The sequence below is a fragment of the Agrobacterium tumefaciens genome (assembly GCF_017726655.1).
Lineage (GTDB): Bacteria > Pseudomonadota > Alphaproteobacteria > Rhizobiales > Rhizobiaceae > Agrobacterium > Agrobacterium tumefaciens_B.
Window position 1 is genome coordinate 2,661,181 of the sequence record NZ_CP072308.1, and the last position, 21,320, is coordinate 2,682,500.

General features: G+C 58.5%; 20 protein-coding genes and 1 tRNA gene. 13 read left to right on the forward strand and 8 right to left on the reverse strand.

Annotation, left to right across the window (positions count from 1 at the left end):
• Positions 1 to 119: 119 nt before the first annotated feature.
• On the forward strand, positions 120 to 368 hold the full coding sequence (locus AT6N2_RS13030; RefSeq protein WP_209087315.1) for a hypothetical protein: 249 nt from the start codon (positions 120 to 122) through the stop codon (positions 366 to 368).
• A 22-nt stretch (positions 369 to 390) separates the two neighbouring features.
• Here the strand turns inward: AT6N2_RS13030 and uppJ are convergent, their stop codons facing one another.
• Together uppJ and uppH are read right to left on the reverse strand one after the other, a co-directional pair.
• Positions 391 to 1,335 (reverse strand): polysaccharide biosynthesis UDP-hexose transferase UppJ, encoded by a 945-nt coding sequence (gene uppJ / locus AT6N2_RS13035; protein ID WP_144577086.1) that lies wholly within the window; start codon positions 1,333 to 1,335, stop codon positions 391 to 393.
• A gap of 8 nt (positions 1,336 to 1,343) precedes the next feature.
• Complete coding sequence (uppH, locus tag AT6N2_RS13040; protein WP_209087317.1) at positions 1,344 to 2,255, reverse strand: polysaccharide biosynthesis endo-1,4-beta-xylanase UppH; 912 nt, start codon at positions 2,253 to 2,255, stop codon at positions 1,344 to 1,346.
• Between the two features lie 212 nt (positions 2,256 to 2,467).
• Here uppH and uppI point away from each other — a divergent pair, with 212 nt between their 5' ends.
• Both uppI and uppG read left to right on the forward strand, forming a co-directional pair.
• Positions 2,468 to 3,535, forward strand: a complete 1,068-nt coding sequence (gene uppI / locus AT6N2_RS13045) for a polysaccharide biosynthesis UDP-hexose transferase UppI (protein WP_063948270.1) — start codon at positions 2,468 to 2,470, stop codon at positions 3,533 to 3,535.
• 2 nt (positions 3,536 to 3,537) lie between these two features.
• Entirely contained in the window at positions 3,538 to 4,617 is a 1,080-nt protein-coding gene (gene uppG, locus AT6N2_RS13050) for a polysaccharide biosynthesis glycosyltransferase UppG (RefSeq protein WP_209089700.1), read from the forward strand.
• A 20-nt stretch (positions 4,618 to 4,637) separates the two neighbouring features.
• Here uppG and AT6N2_RS13055 read toward each other — a convergent pair whose 3' ends face one another.
• Positions 4,638 to 5,708 carry a GNAT family N-acetyltransferase gene (locus tag AT6N2_RS13055; protein WP_209089702.1) on the reverse strand — a complete coding sequence of 357 codons (1,071 nt, stop codon included), beginning with the start codon at positions 5,706 to 5,708 and terminating at the stop codon, positions 4,638 to 4,640.
• A gap of 637 nt (positions 5,709 to 6,345) precedes the next feature.
• Here AT6N2_RS13055 and AT6N2_RS13060 point away from each other — a divergent pair.
• From AT6N2_RS13060 to AT6N2_RS13090, 7 genes are all read left to right on the forward strand, one after another.
• Positions 6,346 to 7,125: an ABC transporter ATP-binding protein gene (locus AT6N2_RS13060; RefSeq protein WP_144577089.1), complete on the forward strand. Its 780-nt coding sequence runs from the start codon at positions 6,346 to 6,348 to the stop codon at positions 7,123 to 7,125.
• 39 nt (positions 7,126 to 7,164) lie between these two features.
• On the forward strand, positions 7,165 to 7,941 hold the full coding sequence (locus AT6N2_RS13065) for a transporter substrate-binding domain-containing protein (RefSeq protein WP_144577090.1): 777 nt from the start codon (positions 7,165 to 7,167) through the stop codon (positions 7,939 to 7,941).
• 12 nt (positions 7,942 to 7,953) lie between these two features.
• The gene (locus AT6N2_RS13070) at positions 7,954 to 8,676 is read left to right on the forward strand and encodes an ABC transporter permease (protein ID WP_209087319.1); all 723 of its coding nucleotides are present in this window, start codon (positions 7,954 to 7,956) and stop codon (positions 8,674 to 8,676) included.
• 12 nt (positions 8,677 to 8,688) lie between these two features.
• Positions 8,689 to 9,378 (forward strand): ABC transporter permease, encoded by a 690-nt coding sequence (locus tag AT6N2_RS13075; RefSeq protein WP_063948274.1) that lies wholly within the window; start codon positions 8,689 to 8,691, stop codon positions 9,376 to 9,378.
• A 20-nt stretch (positions 9,379 to 9,398) separates the two neighbouring features.
• Entirely contained in the window at positions 9,399 to 10,313 is a 915-nt protein-coding gene (locus tag AT6N2_RS13080) for a homocysteine S-methyltransferase family protein (RefSeq protein WP_144577092.1), read from the forward strand.
• A gap of 691 nt (positions 10,314 to 11,004) precedes the next feature.
• Positions 11,005 to 12,951 carry a methyl-accepting chemotaxis protein gene (locus AT6N2_RS13085; RefSeq protein ID WP_209087321.1) on the forward strand — a complete coding sequence of 649 codons (1,947 nt, stop codon included), beginning with the start codon at positions 11,005 to 11,007 and terminating at the stop codon, positions 12,949 to 12,951.
• A gap of 510 nt (positions 12,952 to 13,461) precedes the next feature.
• Positions 13,462 to 15,405, forward strand: a complete 1,944-nt coding sequence (locus AT6N2_RS13090; RefSeq protein ID WP_209087323.1) for a methyl-accepting chemotaxis protein — start codon at positions 13,462 to 13,464, stop codon at positions 15,403 to 15,405.
• 125 nt (positions 15,406 to 15,530) lie between these two features.
• Here the strand turns inward: AT6N2_RS13090 and AT6N2_RS24350 are convergent, their stop codons facing one another.
• From AT6N2_RS24350 to AT6N2_RS13100, 3 genes are all read right to left on the reverse strand, one after another.
• Positions 15,531 to 15,665: a hypothetical protein gene (locus tag AT6N2_RS24350; protein ID WP_256366757.1), complete on the reverse strand. Its 135-nt coding sequence runs from the start codon at positions 15,663 to 15,665 to the stop codon at positions 15,531 to 15,533.
• Positions 15,666 to 16,430: 765 nt separating this feature from the next.
• Positions 16,431 to 16,667 (reverse strand): hypothetical protein, encoded by a 237-nt coding sequence (locus tag AT6N2_RS13095; RefSeq protein WP_209087324.1) that lies wholly within the window; start codon positions 16,665 to 16,667, stop codon positions 16,431 to 16,433.
• A gap of 98 nt (positions 16,668 to 16,765) precedes the next feature.
• Positions 16,766 to 16,842: transfer RNA gene (locus AT6N2_RS13100), tRNA-Arg, on the reverse strand.
• 518 nt (positions 16,843 to 17,360) lie between these two features.
• Here AT6N2_RS13100 and AT6N2_RS13105 point away from each other — a divergent pair.
• Together AT6N2_RS13105 and AT6N2_RS13110 are read left to right on the forward strand one after the other, a co-directional pair.
• Positions 17,361 to 17,867 (forward strand): MarR family winged helix-turn-helix transcriptional regulator, encoded by a 507-nt coding sequence (locus AT6N2_RS13105; protein WP_063950783.1) that lies wholly within the window; start codon positions 17,361 to 17,363, stop codon positions 17,865 to 17,867.
• Between the two features lie 174 nt (positions 17,868 to 18,041).
• Positions 18,042 to 18,305: a hypothetical protein gene (locus tag AT6N2_RS13110; RefSeq protein WP_209087326.1), complete on the forward strand. Its 264-nt coding sequence runs from the start codon at positions 18,042 to 18,044 to the stop codon at positions 18,303 to 18,305.
• 47 nt (positions 18,306 to 18,352) lie between these two features.
• Here AT6N2_RS13110 and AT6N2_RS13115 read toward each other — a convergent pair whose 3' ends face one another.
• Both AT6N2_RS13115 and AT6N2_RS13120 read right to left on the reverse strand, forming a co-directional pair.
• Complete coding sequence (locus tag AT6N2_RS13115; RefSeq protein ID WP_209087328.1) at positions 18,353 to 18,835, reverse strand: hypothetical protein; 483 nt, start codon at positions 18,833 to 18,835, stop codon at positions 18,353 to 18,355.
• A gap of 70 nt (positions 18,836 to 18,905) precedes the next feature.
• The gene (locus AT6N2_RS13120; protein WP_063950780.1) at positions 18,906 to 19,913 is read right to left on the reverse strand and encodes a LysR family transcriptional regulator; all 1,008 of its coding nucleotides are present in this window, start codon (positions 19,911 to 19,913) and stop codon (positions 18,906 to 18,908) included.
• A gap of 252 nt (positions 19,914 to 20,165) precedes the next feature.
• Here AT6N2_RS13120 and chvE point away from each other — a divergent pair, with 252 nt between their 5' ends.
• The gene (gene chvE, locus AT6N2_RS13125) at positions 20,166 to 21,230 is read left to right on the forward strand and encodes a sugar ABC transporter substrate-binding protein ChvE (protein WP_063950779.1); all 1,065 of its coding nucleotides are present in this window, start codon (positions 20,166 to 20,168) and stop codon (positions 21,228 to 21,230) included.
• Positions 21,231 to 21,320: the final 90 nt, after the last annotated feature.

Genomic DNA, 21,320 nt, shown 5'->3' on the forward strand with positions numbered 1-21,320 from the left:
TTATCTAACATATTGAGCGGGATGTATTTTACCGCGGAAACCCGTTGCAACTGCACCCGTCTGCGCTACACTGCCCAAATACTACAAATTTATTCGAATGCTGGATATCGAGGACAACGATGGTGATTACGTCCATTGCGCTATTCATATATGGAATTGGCACCGTTACCTCCCTCGTCATGACCTATATCGAAGGCGTCCGTCGCGACAAGAACTGGGACTTTTATCGCGTGGCCGGCATTATCCTTTGTTTCTTCTGGCCGGTGCTCGTGCCGCTCCTCATCGTGGCAACGGCCTTTTCGTCGCTCGGTCTTCAGAAGCGGCGCATGAACCCGATGTCGTTTGGCAGGCAAAAGACTTCGGGCTGACCGATGACGGGTGGCCCGGGTCTCAGCCCCTCTTCGCCGGCGCTTTATAGGGGGTGAGCGTGATGCCGAGGCTGGCCAGCACCCGGCCGATGGACATCAATGGTGGGTGGGTGGCTGGCAACAGGGCACCGGTCTTCACAGCCGCGGAGACGGCGCGCACCACCGACAAGCAGAGGCTGACGAGATTTTTGCCGGCAAGCAGCAGGCCGCCTTTGAGGCCGGGGCGGCGGGCGCGGTCGATGCTGTAATTGATGATGCCGGTGCGGAGCGAGCGCTCCATGATCCAGCGCGGCGCCATCCGGCTTTCCGGCACATATTCGATGATGACGGCCTTCGCGTTCCAGGCAAATTTAAAACCCGCCTTGCGGCAGCGGGTGAAGAAGTCCATGTCGCCGCCGCCGAGGAAGTTGAACTGCACGTCGAATTCGGGTTTCGGCAGGGTTTCGAATACCCGCCGCGAGATGAGGCAATTGCCGGAACCATGGATTTGCTCGACGGGGCCGGTCCGGGCTTCGATGGAGCCGAACAGCGGGTGCGCCAGTACTGCCTTCGTTGCCGGTGCGTCGAATTCGCGGTTGACGGGTCCGCCGACGATATCGACGCCGAAGGATTTCGCCGCCGACACCATTTCGGCAAGCCACTGCGGGGAGGCGGCCTCGTCGTCATCGATCATCAGGAACCATGCGGCCGAAGGATAGCTCTGCCGGGCGGTGCGGAAGGCCGTGTTGATGGCGTAACAATTGCCCTGCGTTGGTTCGACCAGGGCTTGCCCCGCCATACCGCTTTGCGCAAGGAAACTACGTGCGACGGCGAGACCCTGTTGGCCTGCGCCATCATTATCCACGATCACGACGGCGAAGGGAAAGTCGACCTTCTGGGCTGCAAGCGACGAGAGCGTCTTTCGCAGGCCATCCGGCCGGCGGAAACTTGGAATGCAGACCACCGCTTCCGGCATGATCTCGGACATGAAGACTCCTAAATGCCGGCAAGTGCTGCGGCGGACAAAGCAATGGCCCTAAAGCTCTGGCGCGGGCGGTGGAGGAAGGTATCGGCCAGCGCCGAGAGGGCCTCCCGGTGGCGGCGGGCGCGAAAGGCCTGCGCCACCGTATAGGCATTCATGTGATTTTCGGATCGGTGGCGGAGGCGGCGCAGCTCCGGCGGCGAAACGGCAGCAATGATTGCGGGATCGGAAAACACGGCTTCGATTGCCGGTTCGCAATCGCGGAAGGTCAGAAGCCTGTTCATCATCACGCTCGTTCCGTGCACCCGGTAATCGAGAACATGGCAGCCCGGCAGATAGACGAAGCGGCCTGCGGCGGCGAGACGGCACCAGCCATACCAGTCTTCTGCATACCGGAGCGACTCGTCAAAGCCGCCAAAGTCCTGGAAAACCCGGGTTCTGACCAGCATGATGCCGCCATTGACGATGAAGTTTCCACCGAGCAAGGCCTCCAGAATGAAACCGTCAGGCTTTTCCCTTCGGCGGATGAGGTTGCGCCGTCCGATCTTTTGGCCGTGTTCATCGATGCGCTCATAGTCGCCATAGACGGCGACGACATCCGGGGCCGACGTGCCGGCGAATAAGGTATTTACAGCGCCGGGCCGCAGACGGTCGTCGGCATCGAGAAACATGGTCCATTCGCCGCGCGCCTGAGAGAGGCCGAAATTACGCACGGCGGAAACGCCCTGTCTGGCTTGCGGGCTTGCCAGCAATTTCACGCGGGGGTCAGAAAAACCTTCCACTTTTTTCGCGGTGGCATCGGTGGAGCCGTCATCGACAACGAGCACCTCGCGGATGATCTCGCCCTGCACCAACACGCTGTCGATCGCTTCCACGATGTAGCGCTCGCCATTGCGAACGGGAATGACAATCGAAACGGAAGTCACGCTTTTTCAACTCCATCAGGACAGACCAAGCAATCTCACAGTGAAGTTACTACGGCCTTAAGCGGATCTCACCAATTATGACGTGGGAGAACGTCAGTTAACCTTGCAAATCTTTAATATCCCTTTGGCATGGTTGGAATGTTATGTTTTGGGAATGAAGGTGCGTTGCGTCGGTCGAATGTCCATGCGCCGGGGATTGAGGAGGTGGGTGAATGCGGATCGGGCGGCGGAACTTTTTGGGCGGTGCGGCATGCGCCGGTTTGTTGCATGCCGTCGAAGGCCCGGCATTTGCGGCGCAGAAAAAGGCCACGATCAAAACTGCTCCCTATGGCGCGGCCGTCTATCTGCCCGACCTCAACGCCGACAGCCGCATCGGTGAGGCGGTCGTCAAATATTGCTCGCGCATCACCCCCGTTACCGAAATGAAATGGGAGGTCATGCGGCCTTCGGCTGAGGTCTTCGACTTCGCCGCTGCGGATGCGCTCGCCAATTTCGCGCGGCAGCACAAGCTTTCGATGCATGGCCATCCCCTGATCTGGTACGCTTCCAATGCCCCGTGGCTCGCCACCGTTGGCGGCAGCAAGGTGGAGAAGTTGATGGAGACACATATCGTTACCGTGATGGAGCGATATAAGGACGTCATCCGCAGCTGGGATGTGGTGAACGAACCGATCCCTGACGTTCCCGCCAATGTGCGTGCGCGGCGCGACGCCTGGTATTACGGCGCCGGGCCTGACGCCATCAAGAAAGCGTTCGACATCGCTCATGCGGTCGATCCGAAGGCGCAGCTTGTGCTCAACGAATATGATGTGGAGTTTGCCGCCGAGAAATCGCCGGCCAAACGGGCTGCCTTCCGAAATCTCATTCTCGAGCTGCTCGAAAAAGGCGCGCCGATCAATGCTGTCGGCCTGCAGGGGCACCTGCGTGGCGGCTGGCCGATCGCCAAAGACGAGCTGGCGGCCTTCACGACCGAGATGCGTGGCTACGGCCTTGCCGTCCTCGTGACCGAACTCGACGTGATGGACCAGACGCTGCCGACGCCGGAAGCCGAGCGGGATATGCTGATCACCGGCCAGGTCCGCGAGTTTCTGGAGGCAGCCTCGGCAGGCGGGCCGCTTTCCTCCATCACCACATGGGGCATTTCTGATCAATACAGCTGGATCCGCTGGGCCTATCCGCGCCGGGACGGTACCGCCAACAGGCCGCTGCCGCTCGACTGGAGTTTCAACGAAAAACCCATGATGGCCGTTATCAATGAGTTCCGGAACCGTGGTGCATGACGATGAATGCTGACATGCCGCTTCCTCCCGTTCAAAAGGCACTGCAGATCAATCTCCACCCCTTCGATGCTCCCCATGCGGCGCTGACGCTCCCGCATCAGCTGCGGGTGTGGGGCGGGCAGGTGGACCGTATTCTGCTGACGGTCGATACGGGTCAGGTGGGCGCCGGCCGATACAAGGGCAATGGTTTCGATTCCGCGCGTCAACGCCTCTTCGACATGCTGGACGAAATGCAGATCAATTATCCGCATCTCCATGTCGATATCGTCGATTACAGCGAGGCGGCGCGTGGCGCGGTGGCGCAGACCTTCTTTTCGCGCTCCCCCATTCCCTATCCCGCCAAGGCTTTCGACGGCGGGCCCTTCCATGTCTATTTCCATGGCCTGAAACGCGCCAATGCCCGTTACGTGCTGCATATGGACAGCGACATGATGTTTGGAGGCGGTAGCCAGAGCTGGTTCAGCGAGGCGGTCGCACTACAGAAGGCCAATCCGGATGCGCTGTGCATCACGCCGTTTTCCGGACCACCGACAGTGCGCGGCGATCTGGATGTGGCCCGCCATGTCGGCATGCCCGGCGTGAAGAATATCCCTGCGCCGCGCAAGCTGCCGTCACGCATTCCCACCTGGCGTTTTGCCACCGTCTCCACGCGGCTTTTCATGATCGACATGGACCGTTTTTCAAAACGGATCGGCTCGCTGGAACTGCTGCGGCCCGACGTCAAACGGCGCATCCGATCCTATGCCTATAACCAGCAGCCGGTTTCCATGCCGGCCGAGGAAGTGCTGAGCACCAACATGATGCGTGTCGGCGTGCACCGCCTTGATTTTCTCGGTACGGGCAAGGGCATGTATTCGCTGCATCCGCCCTATCGTTCGCCGGAATTTTACGCGGCGCTGCCCTCGATCGTCGAGCGCATCGAAAAGGGCGACATTCCCGAGGGACAGCTTGGCGATTTCGATATCAACGGGTCGATGGTGGACTGGGGAAGCGCTCTGGCAGCCAAGACGCGCTCGAAACGCTATGCGAAAGCGCTACGTCACCTGATTTCTGCCAATGCCGGGCGATTCGGCAAGGCATGAAAGCGTGACGCCATGTCGCCTCAATAATCGGTGCTGAGCTTGCTCCAGCTTTCCGAGCACAGCCCACCGATGTAGATATCGCCGGCCAGCGCTTTTGACCTCAGCCCGTCATCCCGCGTCGCCATGCAGAAATAGCCATCATGACGGAAACTCATGTGATTCTGGCGGTAAAGCGCGTTGATAAGGAACGGCTGCGCCATGCCGGTGACATGGGCATAGTTTTCTTTATCCAAGTGGTGAAACAGCGTGTTGAGCACATCGTTTTCGCGACCGGCCTCGCAGACGAGATTAAGCACGTAGGCCGTTCGTCCCGGCTGTCCGAAAAACAGCGCCGCACCCAAGGGGTGGCCTTCGGCATTCTCGATGGTGAGGGCCTTCAGTTGACCGAGGCTCTCATTGGCCCTGCTCATCTCCATCAGCCAGTGGAACTCCTCGTGCGACCATTCCGGGCGGATGGAAAAGCGCTCGATCATGACGAGCGCCTGGCGGCGGAAGGTTTCGTCGTCGATGGCCTTCACGGTGGCGCCGGGCGCCGGCTGAGGAACCAGTCCCTTTTTCCACCTTCGCAGCAGCCGGTCCACAAAACCGAGAGCCGCGAGGGCGAGGGTGGTTTTGGCCAGTTTCGAACGGCGCGGCATACGGAGCGCGATCGTGCAGAAGGGTTTCAGCGCCTTGTGCCATTGCAGGCTTTCGATCGGCAACATATTGCCGCCGATCGCCACCCAATGATCGGCGCTGACGGGTGATGCCGTATCGGAAAACAGCATCTCGTGCCTGGAGGCCCGCATGCCGCGCGACAGGCGTGCTGCCCCGAATGCGCCTTTCTTTCCGTCCGATGCGAAGGCGCAGAGCAGCCGTGCCGTGATTGTTTTACCATTCACGACGAAACGCATGGGCACGGCGAGGATGACGCTCGTGATACCGTTTTCGCCGGCATCATAGACGACGCTTCCATTGTCAGGGCTGAAGGCCGGGCTACCGAAAAACAGCTTTTCTATATAGGCGCGTAAATCGAAGTTGCCTTTATCTGCGGTTTTCCTGAACGCGTTGTTGAGGACGGCATGAACGGCGGGCAAGTCTTCCCGGCGCATGGGGCGCACGCCGGGGACACCTGGCTGAGGCAGGATTTTTGTCGGCTGACTGACGTCGCCATCGTCCGTGTCGGCGTGTATCTTAACGTCCACCGCCTATCTCCCGCTTGTGCGCAATGGCGAAATCAACCTCCGGCAGCGTATATTTGAATTTATTAATATAAATATAAAACCTGCAATTCGGCTGAGCTGCGGATGACGCGTGGAGAACAAAATGAAATATATCAATTATCTGAGCTGCTTTTCCTTGAATTATTTAAAGATTAACAAAATATACTTGGATAAGCAACCTTTGGATGAAATAGGTCCGGGTGATTTTGCCAAAACGCTTTGAAATCCGAAGTAAGTCGGCAAAGAGTCGAGCCTGTTTTTCGTTCGCGCCGGCAGTTTGTTACGGGAGGTGCACAGACAAAGTGCGATGCTTCCGGCGTTGACGGGCAGGGCGTCTGCCCCGGCCGTCGGCGACAGTGATATTTTGAAATGATTTTTCGCGGCAAATATGTAAAAGAGCCGATTGTTGCGCGCGTCTCTCCGATATTTCGCTAAACATGCGCGGCTCTCGTCTTTGTTATGGCGCACGTGCGTTGCGCCGGTAGCTGAGGCGGTATTGCAAGAAACGGATCGGTAAGGTCAATCGATGGCAGATACAGGCGCCTGCGCGCTCGAAGCGGATGACATCCACAAGAGCTTCGGCACGCATGAAGTTTTGAAGGGCGTTTCGCTGAAAGCCCACAAGGGCGATGTCATATCGATCATCGGCTCGTCCGGTTCCGGCAAGAGCACTTTCCTGCGCTGCATCAATTTTCTCGAAACACCGGATCGCGGCCGCGTCATCGTCAATGGCGAGGAGATCGCCACGAAGGCTGGCCGCGACGGCAAGGTCGTGCCGAAAAGCTGGCGGCAGGTGGAAAAACTGCGCACCGGGCTTGGTATGGTATTCCAGAATTTCAATCTCTGGGCCCATCGCACGGTTCTTGAAAATGTCATTGAGGCGCCCGTTCATGTTCTCGGCGTGAGGCGGCATGAAGCGGTCGAAAAGGCCGAGGCCCTGCTGAACAAGGTCGGCCTTTACGACAAGAAGAACGCTTACCCCGCCTTTCTTTCCGGTGGCCAGCAACAGCGCGCTGCTATTGCGCGTGCGCTCTGCATGGAGCCGGCGGTGATGCTGTTCGACGAACCGACCTCGGCGCTTGATCCGGAACTGGTGGGCGAGGTGCTGAAGGTTATCCGCGATCTGGCCGATGAAGGCCGCACCATGCTGCTCGTTACCCACGAGATGCGCTTTGCGCGTGACGTGTCCTCCAAGGTCATGTTCCTGCATCAGGGGCGAGTGGAAGAAGAGGGGCCTCCATCACAGGTGTTCGGGAACCCCATAAGCGCCCGCTGTCGTGAATTTACCGGTGCTCTTACCAACTGATCCATGCCCGACGGCCAAAATTTAACAGGAGAGATTTGAATGAAATTTTTCGCAACGCTGCTTGCCGGAACGGCATTTGCGGTTTCCGCCTTCACCGCCAGCGCAGATGTCCGCTTCGGCATCATGAACGAATCCTACCCGCCTTTCTTCGCCAAGGACGCTACCGGCAAGTGGCAGGGTTGGGAAATCGATCTCATGGACGCCGTCTGCGCGGAAATGAAGGAAAAATGCTCGATCGTCGAGCTGTCCTGGGATGGTCTCATCCCCGCCTTGCAGACCAAGAAGTTCGATGTCATCTGGTCGTCCATGTCGAACACGGAAGAGCGCCAGAAGGTGATCGATTTCACCGACAGATATTACAAGACGCCGAGCAAGCTGATCGGCGCCAAGGGCGAAAAGCCGGGCGCGGCGGCGGAAGACGTCAAGGGCAAGACCATCGGTATTCAGGTGGCGACCATCCAGTCCGAATATTACAAGAAATATTTCGCTGATGTCGCTGAGGAAAAGACATACCAGACGCTGGATGAGGCCTTCCAGGATCTGGCCGCCGGCCGCATCGATTACGTCTTCGGTGATTCCATTGTCCTGGATGCTTTCGTCAAAAGCGACGCCGGCAAGGATTGCTGCGCCGATATGGGCGATGTCGCCGACGACCCGGAAATCCTCGGTCTTGGCGTCTCCGGTGGCCTGCGCAAGGACGATACGGAGCTGAAGACCAGGCTGAACGCCGCTCTCGCCGCCGTCCGCGCCAGCGGGAAGTACGACGAGATCACCAAGAAGTATTTCAGCTTCGACATCTACGGCAGCAAGCCTTGATCGGTCGCGTCAATGGCAAGCCTTGAAACCACGCTGCAGCTTTTGTCACCCTATCCTCCGGGATGGGGCGGCACCCTTTTGAAGGGTGCGGCATCAACACTTGCCATTTCCGCCGGTGCTTATCTCATCGGCATCGTCATCGGGCTTGCCGGTGCCCTCGGCAAGCTCTCGAACAACAGGCCGCTTGGCCTGCTGCTCAATCTCTACACCACGGCGATCCGCGCCGTTCCCGAACTCATTCTCATCGTCGGGCTTTATTATGCCGGCACGGATGGTTTGAACCGGCTGCTGCAGCTGATGGGGCTGCCGCCGCTGGAGGTGAACGGGTTCGTGGCCGCCGTCGCCGTTCTCGGTTTCGTGCAGGGCGCCTATATGACCGAGGTGCTGCGCGGTGCCATTCTTGCCGTGCCGAACGGTCAGATTGAGGCGGCGCGCGCCTTTGGCATGTCGCCGTTCCTGCGTTTCCGCCGTGTGGTCCTGCCGGCATTGCTGCCGAATGCCCTGCCGGGCCTTGCCAATCTCTGGCTGGCGGTGACCAAGGACAGCGCATTGGTGGCTGTCGTCGGTTATCAGGAACTGGCGCTGGCGACGCGGCTGGCGGGGGCCAGCACCAAGCAATATTTCCTGTTCTTCCTTGCGGCGGCGTTCCTTTATCTCGCCATCACGCTCGTCTCCAATCTCGTCTTTTCGCTGCTGGAACGCCGGGTGCGGCGTGGCCAGCCGGCTTTGGCGTAGAGGGCGAAGGGCATGGATTTTTCATGGGTCGCCAAATATTGGCCGCTGCTTCTCTCCGGTGCCTGGCAGACGCTGGCACTGCTCGTCATTTCCGTCAGCATCGGTTTCGTGCTGGCCATCGGCCTTGCCTTTGCGCAGGTCAGCGGCGGTCGGATGACGAGACTTCTTGCCCGCGGTTATTGCACCTTCTTTCGCGGCACGCCGCTGCTGATCCAGCTCTGGCTGCTTTATTACGGCGTCGGCTCGCTGCTGCCGATGATCCCGGGCCTGCGCCAGAGTTTCATGTGGCCGGTGCTGCGCGAGGGGTTTTTCTTCGCCGCCGTCAGCTTCACGCTGAACTACGCGGCCTATGAAGCCGAGGTTCTGCGCGGCGCGCTGCTGGCGGTGCCGAAAGGCGAGTTGGAGGCGGGACGGGCGTTCGGCATGGGCCGTTTCACCCTCATTCGCCGCATCTGGCTGCCGCGCGCCATCCGCATCGCGCTGCCGACCATTGCCGGCGAGGTGGTGATGCAGCTGAAAGCAACGCCGCTTGCTTTCACTGTGACCGTGATGGACCTCTACGCCGTGGCCTACAAGGTGCGGCAGGATACGCTTCTGGTCTACGAGCCGCTGATCGTCGTCACCGTTTTTTATCTCATTCTCACCGCCATCATCGCCCGCTGTTTCGGCCTCGTCGAACGGCAGGTGCCGGTCCGGCGGTAAATCGTTCAAGGAGTATGAACATGGCCACTTTGCGTATCCTCGATGGCGGCATGAGCCGCGAATTGCAGCGGCTTGGCGCCGAGCTGAAACAGCCGGAATGGTCGGCGCTGGCGCTGATCAATTCGCCCGATATCGTGCGGCAGGTGCACCAGGAATTCATCGAGGCCGGTGCCGATGTCGTCACCACCAACTCCTACGCGCTGGTGCCGTTCCACATCGGCGAGGAGCGCTTTCAGAAGGATGGCGCATCGCTGATCGCCCTTTCCGGCAGGCTGGCGCGAGAGGCGGCGGATGCTTCCGGCCGTGATGTGCTGGTGGCCGGTTCGCTGCCACCGATCTTCGGATCGTACGAGCCGCAGAATTTCGATGCCACGCGGGTGCAGGACTATCTGAAAGTGCTGGTCGACAATCTCGCCCCTTCTGTCGATGTCTGGCTCGGCGAGACGCTGAGCCTGATCGCCGAGGGCGAAGCGGTGCGTCAGGCCGTTGCTGCAACGGGTAAGCCGTTCTGGATTTCCTTCACGCTGAACGACGATGCGGCTGCCGTTGCCGGTGGCGAACCCGCGCTACGGTCGGGCGAAACGGTGAAGGCTGCCGCCGAATGGGCAGCGCAATCCGGTGCTTCCGCCCTGCTGTTTAACTGCAGCAAGCCGGAAATCATGAAAGCCGCCGTTGAAACCGCCTCTGCCGTCTTTGCGGAAAAGGACGTTTCGCTTGAAATCGGCGTTTATGCCAATGCCTTCGAAGGCGAACAGGGCGATTCCGCCGCCAATGAGGGACTGCACGGCACCCGCGCGGACCTGACCGACGATGTCTATTCGCGGTTTGCCTGCGCCTGGGCGGACGCTGGCGCGACCATGATCGGCGGCTGCTGCGGCATCGGTGCTGCCCATATCCACACGGTTGCGACAGCGCTGCGGCGTAAGGCCGGCTGACGCAGCTGGCGGTGCTTTTGCCGCCGCTATCGGGAACGATGGCGGCGGGCCGACGGCTCGCCGCTTTTTGTCCACCACCATTGGCCTCAACCATGGTTGAAACGCCGTCATGCCGTCCCTCATGTCCGCGACGATCATGTTTGCGTCGCTGCGATTGCGCATCGACGTCATGGCCGGATTACCAGCCACTATCTCTGATATCCCCAGCATCGCATCGTGCTGCTGAAGGCGTAGCTTCTTGCTCGGGTCGGATAAGTGTCGTTTTGCACTTGCGGCAAGCTGCCGAAACCGCCGCAAACCCTTCGGGCTGATGTTGAGAGGCTCTATTCGGTTCCGGAAACCGAGTTTGCCGCGTTTCATTCAAAATAAACAAATTGTAAATATTTAGACTATAATTTTTACCGCGTAGAGTAAATAAAATAATATTATAAAGTACTGTTTGTCTTTTTTCTTAAGGTCGCAGTCTGGCGTCTCATCTGTGGGCTGCCGCCAGACTGCCGCAACGAGAACCTGCCGTAATTTCAGGGGCAGGTGTCACCCGTTGTCGGCAGGTGCATGATGCAGGTTGCGACGAGGGCCGATGACGCGGCTGATGGAGCCTTGATGACGAAGGCGACTGACGTGCAATGTTATTTTTTTGCTGAACACCTCCGGCACGGGAAAGGAGCGGCGTCAATTTCAGGAGCTTCCCGTGTCATTTTTTAAGAACGCCAGTATCCGCACCAAAATCCTGTCGCTGATCTTGCCACTTTGCCTTGTGGGCCTGGGAGCGGTTGCCTTCATGGCCAGCCGTTACAAGGAAGCGGACACGCTCAATTCGAAATTCATCACCAGCGATAATGCCGCTCTCATCAAACTGGCGCAGGCAAACCGCAATCTCATCGCGCTGGGCTACAGCGCCTATCAGGTCATGGCCTATGACGCCAAGGGAGCGGAGATAAAGGTTTCCAAGGACGCCTATGAGCATGCCAAGGGACGACTGTTCGAGCGACTGAACATCGTTAAGTCGATTTTCCCCGAGGAGGCCGCCGAAATGGACTCCTTCCTTTCCCAATCAAAAGCCATCGTGGCGATGACGGACAAGGCTGTCGAGCTGGGACTTTCGGATCGTAACCAGGAGGCCGCCGCGCAACTTTTAACGGCTGACGCCGCCATAAAAGCCACTTCCGCAGCGTTTACGGCGCAGGTGGAAAGGTTGGAAAAGGGCATTGCCGCAGAGGCTGAGCAAATGTCAGTCGATGCCAATTCGACCATTGTCACCTCGCTGGGGGCCGTCGGCATTGCGTTCATTGCAGGCATTATTCTCGCGCTGTTTGTGGCCTCGCGCGGCATCACCATGCCGATTGCCCGCCTGCGGGAGCGTATGGCGTCGCTGGCTGCCGGCGATACGGCGGCCGAGATCGACGGCATGGATCGCAAGGACGAGGTTGGCCAGATGGCGATGGCGGTTCAGGTGTTCCGCGAGAATGCCATCGAGCGCATTCGCCTCGAACAGGAAACCGAAGCCAACCGGTCGATGTCGGAGAAGGACCGCATCGCGCGCGAACAGCAGAAGGCAAAGGAAGCAGCCGACGTCAAATTTGCCGTCGATAATCTGGCCGCCGGCCTTTCGAAGCTTTCGGACGGTGACGTGTCCTATCGCATCGACCAGCCGTTCACCGAGACGCTCGATGGGGTGCGCAACGACTTCAACATGTCGGCCGAAAAGCTGCAATCGGCGCTGACCCGGGTTGCGCAGAATGCCGGTGGCATCGGCGCCGGAGCCAACGAGATCAAGTCGGCTGCCGACGATCTTGCCAAGCGCACCGAACAGCAGGCCGCCGCCGTGGAGGAGACCGCAGCCGCTCTGGAAGAGATCACCACGACGGTGCGCGATTCCACCCGTCGCGCCCAGGAAGCAGGCCAGATCGTCAGCCGTGCGAAAGCGGGTGCGGAGCAATCCGGCGATGTGGTGCGCCGCGCCGTGGTTGCGATGGAGCAGATCGCCAAATCCGCCAATGAGATCTCCAACATCATCGGTGTGATCGACGAGATCGCCTTCCAGACCAATCTTCTAGCGCTGAATGCCGGTGTGGAAGCGGCGCGTGCGGGTGAGGCGGGCAAGGGGTTTGCCGTTGTCGCACAGGAGGTGCGCGAGCTTGCGCAGCGTTCCGCCAGCGCGGCAAAGGAGATCAAGGCGCTGATCACCACCTCGAACGACCAGGTGCAGCAGGGCGTGCAGCTGGTGGGCGACACGGGCAAGGCGCTGGCGACCATCGTTTCGGAAGTGCAGGAGATCAACCGCCACGTCGTCTCCATCGTGGAATCCGCGCAGGAACAGTCGTCCGGCCTGCAGCAGATCAACACGGCCGTCAACCAGATGGACCAGGACACGCAGAAGAATGCGGCAATGGTGGAAGAGACCAATGCCGCCAGCCATAGCCTCGCCAAGGAAGTGGCGTCGCTCAACCAGCTGCTGTCGCAGTTCAGGCTTGGCGATTCCGCTTATCAGCAGCAAAGCCAACCGGCGCCGGTGCGCAGTGCTGCCGGCAGCGACAGATCGGTGACATCTCCGGCCCGCGCCCTTGGCCGCAAGCTTGCCTCGGCATTCTCCGGCAATGCCGCCATCGACACGAAGGGCGACTGGCAGGAGTTTTGAGGGCGGCGCTGCTCGCTTCCGGTATGAGCTTTCATCCGACGGTACCGCATGACTGAAGGCTAATGCCCCGCAGGCGCGAATGCTCTGCGGGGCTTAATTTTTATCGTGGCCCGTATCGTCCGGGTCGGTGGGGGAGGTGGGACGCCAGATTGGTTGGAGGGTGAAAGCCCGCTGGCCTGTCACGGGTGTCATTCGTCTGCATTTTACCTGTGAACAGATTATAAAGTTTTTCTACATAATATTGTTATCGGAAAACAGATTGATGCCGCCGCCCCTCGGCGGTTTTGCGTGCTTTTTCCCGAAATTCTGTCTGTGGCCGTCGCTTGCCGACGGAGCAGCATCGTCGGCCTAACCATGTTGCCGAAAGCGTGCTTGTTGGCCTTCGCGTCGTGGTAGGCCGCAAGCGGTCAGTAAAGCCTTGATGACGAAGGCGTTTGACGTGCAATGTCATTTTCGCCGAACACCTCCGGCACGGGGAAGGAGCGGTCTACATCTTTTAAAGGGTTTCCCGTGTCCTTTCTTCAAAATGCCAGTGTCCGCACTAAAATTCTGTCGCTCATTTTGCCGCTTTGCATTGTTGGCCTGGCCGCCACCACGTTCATGGCCAGCCGTTACAAGGAGGCGGACAACGCCTATTCGGATTTCATCGCCAAAGACAGTGCTGCACTGGTAGAGCTGGCGCGGGCCACACGCAACCTGCAGTCGGTCGCTTACGGTGCCTATCAGATCATGGCATATGATGCGGCTGGGCCCGAAATAAAGGTCGCCCAGCAGGCCTATAATGAGAGCAAAGCTCTCCTCATACAGCGCCTCAACAAGGTAAAGGCCGTTTTTCCGAAAGAGGCCGCCGCGATGGATGCCTTCATCGCGCAGTCAAAGACAATTACAGACATGACCGACAAGGCTGTTGAGCTTGGAATGCTCGACAAGAACGAAGAATCCGCCGCCCAGCTCCGGAAGGCGGATACATCGATCACGGCGACTGCGGCAGCCATCTCGGCGTTCGTTGACAAGCTCTCTCAGGGCGTCGTTGAGGGCAGCGATGACCTGACGCATCAGACCAATTCGACGATCCTGACCTCGCTGGTGGTTGTGGGCGCCGTCTTCCTCGCCGGCATCATTCTCGCGCTATTCGTGGCCTCGCGCGGCATCACCACGCCGATTGCCCGGCTGCGGGAGCGGATGGCGTCGCTGGCTGCCGGTGACACAGCGGCCGAAATCGACGGCATGGATCGCAAGGACGAAGTGGGCCAGATGGCGATGGCGGTTCAGGTGTTCCGCGAGAATGCCATTGAGCGCATTCGCCTCGAACAGGAGACCGAAGCCAATCGGTCGATGTCGGAGAAGGACCGCATCGCGCGCGAACAGCAGAAGGCAAAGGAAGCAGCCGACGTCAAATTTGCCGTCGATAATCTGGCCGCCGGCCTGTCGAAGCTTTCGGACGGTGACGTCTCCTATCGCATCGACCAGCCTTTCACCGAGACGCTCGATGGGGTGCGCAACGACTTCAACATGTCGGCCGAAAAGCTGCAATCGGCGCTGACCCGGGTTGCGCAGAATGCCGGTGGCATCGGCGCCGGAGCCAACGAGATCAAGTCGGCTGCCGACGATCTTGCCAAGCGCACCGAACAGCAGGCCGCCGCCGTGGAGGAGACCGCAGCCGCTCTGGAAGAGATCACCACGACGGTGCGCGATTCCACCCGTCGCGCCCAGGAAGCAGGCCAGATCGTCAGCCGTGCGAAAGCGGGTGCGGAGCAATCCGGCGATGTGGTGCGCCGCGCCGTGGTTGCGATGGAGCAGATCGCCAAATCCGCCAATGAGATCTCCAACATCATCGGTGTGATCGACGAGATCGCCTTCCAGACCAATCTTCTAGCGCTGAATGCCGGTGTGGAAGCGGCGCGTGCGGGTGAGGCGGGCAAGGGGTTTGCCGTTGTCGCGCAGGAGGTGCGCGAGCTTGCGCAGCGTTCCGCAAGCGCGGCCAAGGAGATCAAGGCGCTGATCACCACGTCGAACGACCAGGTGCAGCAGGGCGTGCAACTGGTGGGCGACACGGGCAAGGCGCTGGCGACCATCGTTTCGGAAGTGCAGGAGATCAACCGCCACGTGGTCTCCATCGTGGAATCCGCACAGGAACAGTCGTCCGGCCTGCAGCAGATCAACACGGCCGTCAACCAGATGGACCAGGATACGCAGAAGAATGCGGCAATGGTGGAAGAAACCAATGCCGCCAGCCATAGCCTCGCCAAGGAAGTGGCGTCGCTGAACGACCTGCTTGCGCAGTTCAAGCTGGCGGACGGCGGCTATCAGGTGAAATCCCAGCCCGCACCGGTTCGCACTACCGGCAACGAGAGGTCCGTTGCCTCTCCGGCCCGCGCCCTTGGCCGCAAGCTTGCCTCTGCATTCTCCGGCAATGCCGCCATCGACACGAAGGGCGACTGGCAGGAGTTTTGAGGGCTGCAAAAAGTCGACTGGCGGGGAATCGTCCCCGCCAGTTCATATATTTTGCCTACGTGGAAAGCCTGGGTGCGCCTGCGCGCGTGGAAGGGCACCGGCGGGAAGCCGTGCAGGGTAGCGGCTTAGCGCCCGCCGGATTCTTTCTTGGCTTGATCGTGATGCCACTTGATGGCGAAGTACATGCCCGTACCCAGTACGATAATCTTCAGCGGAAAGAAGACGATCGGAAACAAATCCACCCAATCCCAGTCCATCATTTGATTATTCCAGCCCGTTATTCGAGATATTTTCCTACAGGCAGGGCTATCGCAAGCCGGCCGCCGCAACAATAGCTTTCCATCGCCCCTCGGCCGGGCTTTTTGACGCAGCCAGAGGCGTCGCGTTTTTTTGGAAGCACTTGAAATAGGTCTCTGGACGTCCCGCCATGATGTCTTGGGCATCGTGAAATAGAGAGTGTTTCAGACAGGAGTGGCGGCAATGCCTTCTTCCTCTCGATCTTCAGGCTTTTGAAAAGGGTAGCACCATGCCCCACATCAATTTCTGTCTGGACTAGGGCGTTGCGGCTTTTTGCCTGAAGGCGAAGGCCTGCGCAGCGATGGTGAGTTCAAGCATGGCAGCAACCACCAAGGCTGATAAATTAACGCTAATTCCAACTCATGAAATTTTAGGTGCTGTTTAGCTTTGCGTAAAAATCAGCGTGCCTAACACGGCGCGCTTCGCCTCACCGCGTGATCGGAATTGGTCACGGGTAAACAAGGCTCGGTTGTGGCCGCGTCGTTAACCGCGCACGCTTACAAATTTTCGGGTGTTTTGAAAATTGTAATGCGGAAATGCCCTTCCTCAAGTCCGCAACGGGATAGGGGAAAAGCGAATTAGGTCGTTCGTAATTGGCACTTTCGCTCTCAGAAGCTCGTCTTGCAGCGCCATGGCAATCTCGTTTTGATACTGAGACGGCCCAATCAATATTCCTGACAAGAGTTCTGGCACGGAAATCCCGGGTATGCTGCCATCCAAAGACAATTTCAATATTCGTTGGGGACGCTTGCAATGACCTCCGTCTCCATTCGCAGCTTCTTTAACTCGTCCAGTTGGTAGGTGTGAAAAATTCTCCACTCCCTTTCTTCCTTAAAGCCCGGATGTTTAGAGCCGTGCGAAATGCTACGCAGCATCAAAAAATACATGCCCGAAATTTCTGCTCCAGAAAGGAGTGAGAGGGCTTGGGAACATTGCGTAATTTTCTGAGCTGCATCCTGAAACATGTCGTCAGCGTCTTTATCCGAAAAATAGAAGACCGGACTACTATAGATGCCAAGATCAATCGTTGCATCATCAAGATGCGTGAAAGCCTTGAGAAATATGGCGCACCCGACAGGATTCGAACCTGTGACCTTTGGAATCGGAATCCAACACTCTATCCAGCTGAGCTACGGGTGCAGCGGTCACGCTTGAATCGCGTGCAGCGGTTGGTTCATACCCTAGCTTGGTGTCGGCATCAATGTCTAAAAATCGAAGATTTACGAAAGCTGATCGGATTTTCGGTGCGGCCAGTCGAGGACGTGGTTCTTGGGCATCTGGCGTGCGGACCGCCGGGTGCCAAGATGGGTCATTTGACGTATTGTCTTTTCGACAGAGCTTCTCATTCTCCTATAAGTAGTATCTTATGGGGGAAATTTGCGGGTTCGGCTCTTTCCTGCGGTCGGGTGATTGCAATCACGGAAATGCCTTTGAGCGCCGATCCAGAGGCATTTTTTGCTCTTGTAAATTAGCTGATAAATAGTCATACTTTTCTTGTCGGCGAGCGCGTGAATTCCGCTTACGTTTTTCGGTAGCGGGCATTAACTGTCAAATTATTCTACAATATTAGTATCATCTACATTTATTAGGGATACAGTTTTGCGGCGTTGTCGGCTATAGTTCGGGCAATGCGAGAGGCGAATCAGGCGGGGGATCGGATGGCTTTGCGACTGGCACATAGCAACGGGCCGCAGATGGAAAAGGCCGAGCGCGGCAGCTCCGGCGACGCGGCGATGACGGGAATTGACTACGGCTTGCTGACGACGGCGATCAGTTATCACTTGAGACACTCTCAACTTGCCGTGGCAAATGATTTTGCCGAAGTGCTGGCCGGGCACGGTTTGCGACCCGCCGATTTTTCCGTTCTGGTCATTGTCGGCGGTAATCCGGGCCTCAAGCAGAGCGATGTTGCTGAAGCCCTTGGCATCCAGCGAGCAAATTTCGTCGCGATCGTCGACAGCATGGAAGAGAAGGGCCTGCTTGTCCGCCGCAAGTCGGAAGAGGACAGGCGCGTTCATTTCCTCGACATGACCGAGGAAGGCAGCGACTTGCTCGACCGCCTTTCCGACAGCTGGCGCGACCGCGAAGAAAAGCTGATCGACCGGATCGGCGGCAAAAAAGCACGCGATCAACTCCTGTCCCTGCTGGGGCGTCTGCGCGACTGACCGTCGCCGCTCAATCATCGCTTCCGAGCCGTCACTTCACGGCAGCCTGATCGGCTGCGGTTCGAATTGCGTTGCAATTTTCCTACGAAACCGCCAAGACGCATTCGCATCTCGACTTCTCAAGGGAGATCGGGGTGCTGACTGATCGACGGGAAAGGTCCGGGACGGAGCGCCATGCTGAATATCGATACGAGTCATCCGCTTTACCGGCCGCTGTGGGTCCGGTTGCTCATCGTTGGCTTCTGCGCCGCATGGGCAATCATCGAATTCGTCAATCGCGAGTTTTTCTGGGGGACCATCGTTGCCGGCATCGGCGCCTACGCCGCTTACGAACTGTTGGTGAAATTCAAGCCGGCAAATGCCAGCGCGAAAAGCGCCGACGTTGCCGACGTTCCCGCTGCCGACAGCACGCCAGCCGATAAAAACGACGCCGGTTGAGGCGTCCCTTCCTTCGTTCAATACCTCTTGCTTTTGCGCGGCCGATTTTACCTGAAATGCTCGCGGGTTCGTAACATGCGGATGGCCTGATCGATCAGCAGATTGGCCGCGGTCATGCGCTGCGTTGCATTGTGCCGGAACTGCGGTTTTACCCGGTCGGGGTGGTTAAGGCGGGCAAAGGCACGACGCTTTTCCGCAAGCGTGGCAGCCGTGTCGGTGTCCTGAATGGCGAGTTCCGCGGAGACGTCCGCCAGGGAGGTTTTTTCAAGATGCGCCGGCATGGCCTCAGGCTCCGGCTTCGGTGTTGGCCCCGGCGGCGGTGCGGGCTCCGCCAGGAAGGCGAAGTAGGCATCGAGATTCCCGTTTTTTTCCGGTGGCGCCTCGCTATGGGTATCGATGACAAAGCCCGAGCTGAAGCCGGCGATACGATGGCCGGCAGGCGGTCGCTGATCGAGGCTTTCGTCCCGTTCTTCTTTCTCCTGCTTCAGCCGTTCAACGACCGACTGAAAGACGGATTGTCCGAAGAGCATGCGGCTTTCCTGTGCCGGTTGGATGATGCGGCTTTTTTAGCGCATGAAAATGGTGCCGGGCTTGCAGCCATCAAAGGCCCGTCAGCTTCCGGCTTTCATCCAGCACCAGATCGTAAAGCAGGCGGGCGCTGGGCGGCAGGACCCTGCCTTTGGTGGTGATGATGCTATAGGGCTTCACGACGAGTTCGAAATCCGTCGGCAGGATGCGGGTTCGGCCGATATCGGCCTGCTGGCCGGCCACGAACTCCGCCATGTCCTGCGCAATGGGCGCGATGGCATCCGTGTTGCAGACCAAAGCGAGCGTCAGCACGACGGAGGGTGTGTTGATGACGTTACGCGGCATGGCGACGCCATGGGTCAGGAACACATCCTCCATGGTTCTGCGCAACAGCGCGCCCGGCGGTTGGAACACCCAGTCATAGGCGGAGAGGTCCTGCAGGGTCACGGGCTCGCCGCGCAACAGCAGTGGATGGTCCTGGCGCACCACCAGACAGGCCCGCTCGATGCCGATTTCGTGGATGGAGAAAAGGCTCGGATCGAAATCATCAGGGATACGGCCGATGATAAAATCGTGCCGGGCCGCCAGTAATTCGCGAGCCAGCACGTTGCTGCTTTCCACCTGAACGTTGATTTCAATGCCGGGATAGGTATCCATGGCGCGCCTTATGGCGGGAACCACAAGGCTGATCGCCGGTGCGGTGACAGCGCCGATGAAGACCGAGCCGCCGCTTCCCGATTTCATCTGGTTGAGTTCGCGGCTCGCTTCGCGCAGTTCCAGAAGGATGGTGCGGGCCCGACGCGCCAGAGCCTCGCCGAATTTCGTCAGCACCACGCCGCGCGAGGCTCTCTGACAAAGGGGTGATTTGACGATCGCTTCCATTTCCGCGAGCATGCGCGAGGCGGCGGGCTGGGTCATGTTCATGGCGGCGGCAGCCGCGCTGACCTGGCCGTGCTCCTCTATCATGACCAGCATGCGCAGGTGGCTCATCTTCAATCCAGCCCGCAGAAGAGGGTTGTCTTCGAAGACAAAAAGGGCGTCCGTCGTTTGCGCCTGCTCATACACTCTTTGGTTGCTCATTCGCAGTTTATACCCCTCATCGGTTTTTGTATCGATTTAATATATCAAAATTGATATATGGAAACCGATATATTCTATTTGACAGTTATATGGATTCAGAACAATTTGCGGAATGCCGGGGAGGAGCGGCAGCTGTTCCGTTTCGCATGTGCGAAAAGGAACGAGCGCAATGCGGCTTCTTCCTCTGACGGCATGAATTTCATGGTGCACCGCAGCAGCGGACGCCATAGAAGGGCTCAAGGGAGAGAGTTTATGAAGTCCATTATTTCGCTGATGGCAGCTTGTGCCATCGGTGCTGCTTCTTTCGCAGCGCCGGTTTTCGCACAGGACAAGGGTTCCGTCGGTATCGCAATGCCGACCAAATCGTCCGCACGCTGGATCGACGACGGCAACAACATCGTGAAGCAGCTTCAGGAAGCCGGTTACACCACCGACCTGCAGTATGCTGACGACGATATTCCGAACCAGCTTTCCCAGATCGAAAACATGGTTACCAAGGGCGTCAAGGTCCTCGTGATCGCATCGATCGATGGCACCACGCTGTCGGACGTTCTGAAGCAGGCTGGACAGCAGGGCATCAAGGTCATCGCTTATGACCGCCTGATCCGCAACAGCGGCGACGTCAGCTACTACGCCACCTTCGACAACTTCCAGGTTGGCGTTCTGCAGGCGACTTCGATCGTTGACAAGCTTGGTCTGAAGGACGGCAAGGGTCCGTTCAACATCGAACTGTTCGGCGGCTCCCCGGACGACAACAACGCCTTCTTCTTCTATGATGGCGCAATGTCGGTTCTCCAGCCTTACATCGACAGCGGCAAGCTGGTCGTGAAGTCCGGCCAGACCGGCATGGACAAGGTCGGCACGCTGCGTTGGGATCCGGCAACGGCCCAGGCCCGCATGGATAACCTTCTCTCGGCCTATTACACCGATGCCAAGGTTGACGCTGTTCTGTCGCCTTACGACGGTCTGTCCATCGGCATCATCTCCTCGCTCAAGGGCGTAGGCTATGGCACGAAGGAGCAGCCGCTGCCGGTCGTTTCCGGTCAGGACGCTGAGGTTCCTTCCGTGAAGTCGATCATTGCCGGCGAGCAGTACTCCACCATCTTCAAGGACACCCGCGAACTCGCCAAGGTGACCGTGAACATGGTCAACGCTGTCATGGAAGGCAAGGAACCGGAAGTGAACGACACCAAGACCTATGAAAATGGCGTCAAGGTCGTTCCGTCCTACCTCCTGAAGCCTGTTGCCGTGACCAAGGAGAACTACAAGCAGGTTCTCGTCGATGGCGGTTACTACAAGGAAGACCAGCTGAAATAAGCTGAAGACACATGCGGGGATGGCTTGGCGTCATCCCCGTTTTTCCATAAAAATAAAAACGCCTGAACTAATCGGGCGCTGGATTGCGAT

Excerpts from the sequence above, each read along its gene's own strand:
- AT6N2_RS13030 (WP_209087315.1), top strand. The coding sequence starts at position 120 with ATGGTGATTACGTCCATTGCGCTATTCATATATGGAATTGGCACCGTT.
- uppJ (WP_144577086.1), bottom strand. The coding sequence starts at position 1,335 with ATGTCCGAGATCATGCCGGAAGCGGTGGTCTGCATTCCAAGTTTCCGC.
- uppI (WP_063948270.1), top strand. The coding sequence starts at position 2,468 with ATGCGGATCGGGCGGCGGAACTTTTTGGGCGGTGCGGCATGCGCCGGT.
- uppG (WP_209089700.1), top strand. The coding sequence starts at position 3,538 with ATGAATGCTGACATGCCGCTTCCTCCCGTTCAAAAGGCACTGCAGATC.
- AT6N2_RS13055 (WP_209089702.1), bottom strand. The coding sequence starts at position 5,708 with ATGCGCCGGGAAGACTTGCCCGCCGTTCATGCCGTCCTCAACAACGCG.
- AT6N2_RS13060 (WP_144577089.1), top strand. The coding sequence starts at position 6,346 with ATGGCAGATACAGGCGCCTGCGCGCTCGAAGCGGATGACATCCACAAG.
- AT6N2_RS13065 (WP_144577090.1), top strand. The coding sequence starts at position 7,165 with ATGAAATTTTTCGCAACGCTGCTTGCCGGAACGGCATTTGCGGTTTCC.
- AT6N2_RS13070 (WP_209087319.1), top strand. The coding sequence starts at position 7,954 with ATGGCAAGCCTTGAAACCACGCTGCAGCTTTTGTCACCCTATCCTCCG.
- AT6N2_RS13075 (WP_063948274.1), top strand. The coding sequence starts at position 8,689 with ATGGATTTTTCATGGGTCGCCAAATATTGGCCGCTGCTTCTCTCCGGT.
- AT6N2_RS13080 (WP_144577092.1), top strand. The coding sequence starts at position 9,399 with ATGGCCACTTTGCGTATCCTCGATGGCGGCATGAGCCGCGAATTGCAG.
- AT6N2_RS24350 (WP_256366757.1), bottom strand. The coding sequence starts at position 15,665 with ATGATGGACTGGGATTGGGTGGATTTGTTTCCGATCGTCTTCTTTCCG.
- AT6N2_RS13095 (WP_209087324.1), bottom strand. The coding sequence starts at position 16,667 with ATGTTTCAGGATGCAGCTCAGAAAATTACGCAATGTTCCCAAGCCCTC.
- AT6N2_RS13105 (WP_063950783.1), top strand. The coding sequence starts at position 17,361 with ATGGCTTTGCGACTGGCACATAGCAACGGGCCGCAGATGGAAAAGGCC.
- AT6N2_RS13110 (WP_209087326.1), top strand. The coding sequence starts at position 18,042 with ATGCTGAATATCGATACGAGTCATCCGCTTTACCGGCCGCTGTGGGTC.
- AT6N2_RS13115 (WP_209087328.1), bottom strand. The coding sequence starts at position 18,835 with ATGCTCTTCGGACAATCCGTCTTTCAGTCGGTCGTTGAACGGCTGAAG.
- AT6N2_RS13120 (WP_063950780.1), bottom strand. The coding sequence starts at position 19,913 with ATGAGCAACCAAAGAGTGTATGAGCAGGCGCAAACGACGGACGCCCTT.
- chvE (WP_063950779.1), top strand. The coding sequence starts at position 20,166 with ATGAAGTCCATTATTTCGCTGATGGCAGCTTGTGCCATCGGTGCTGCT.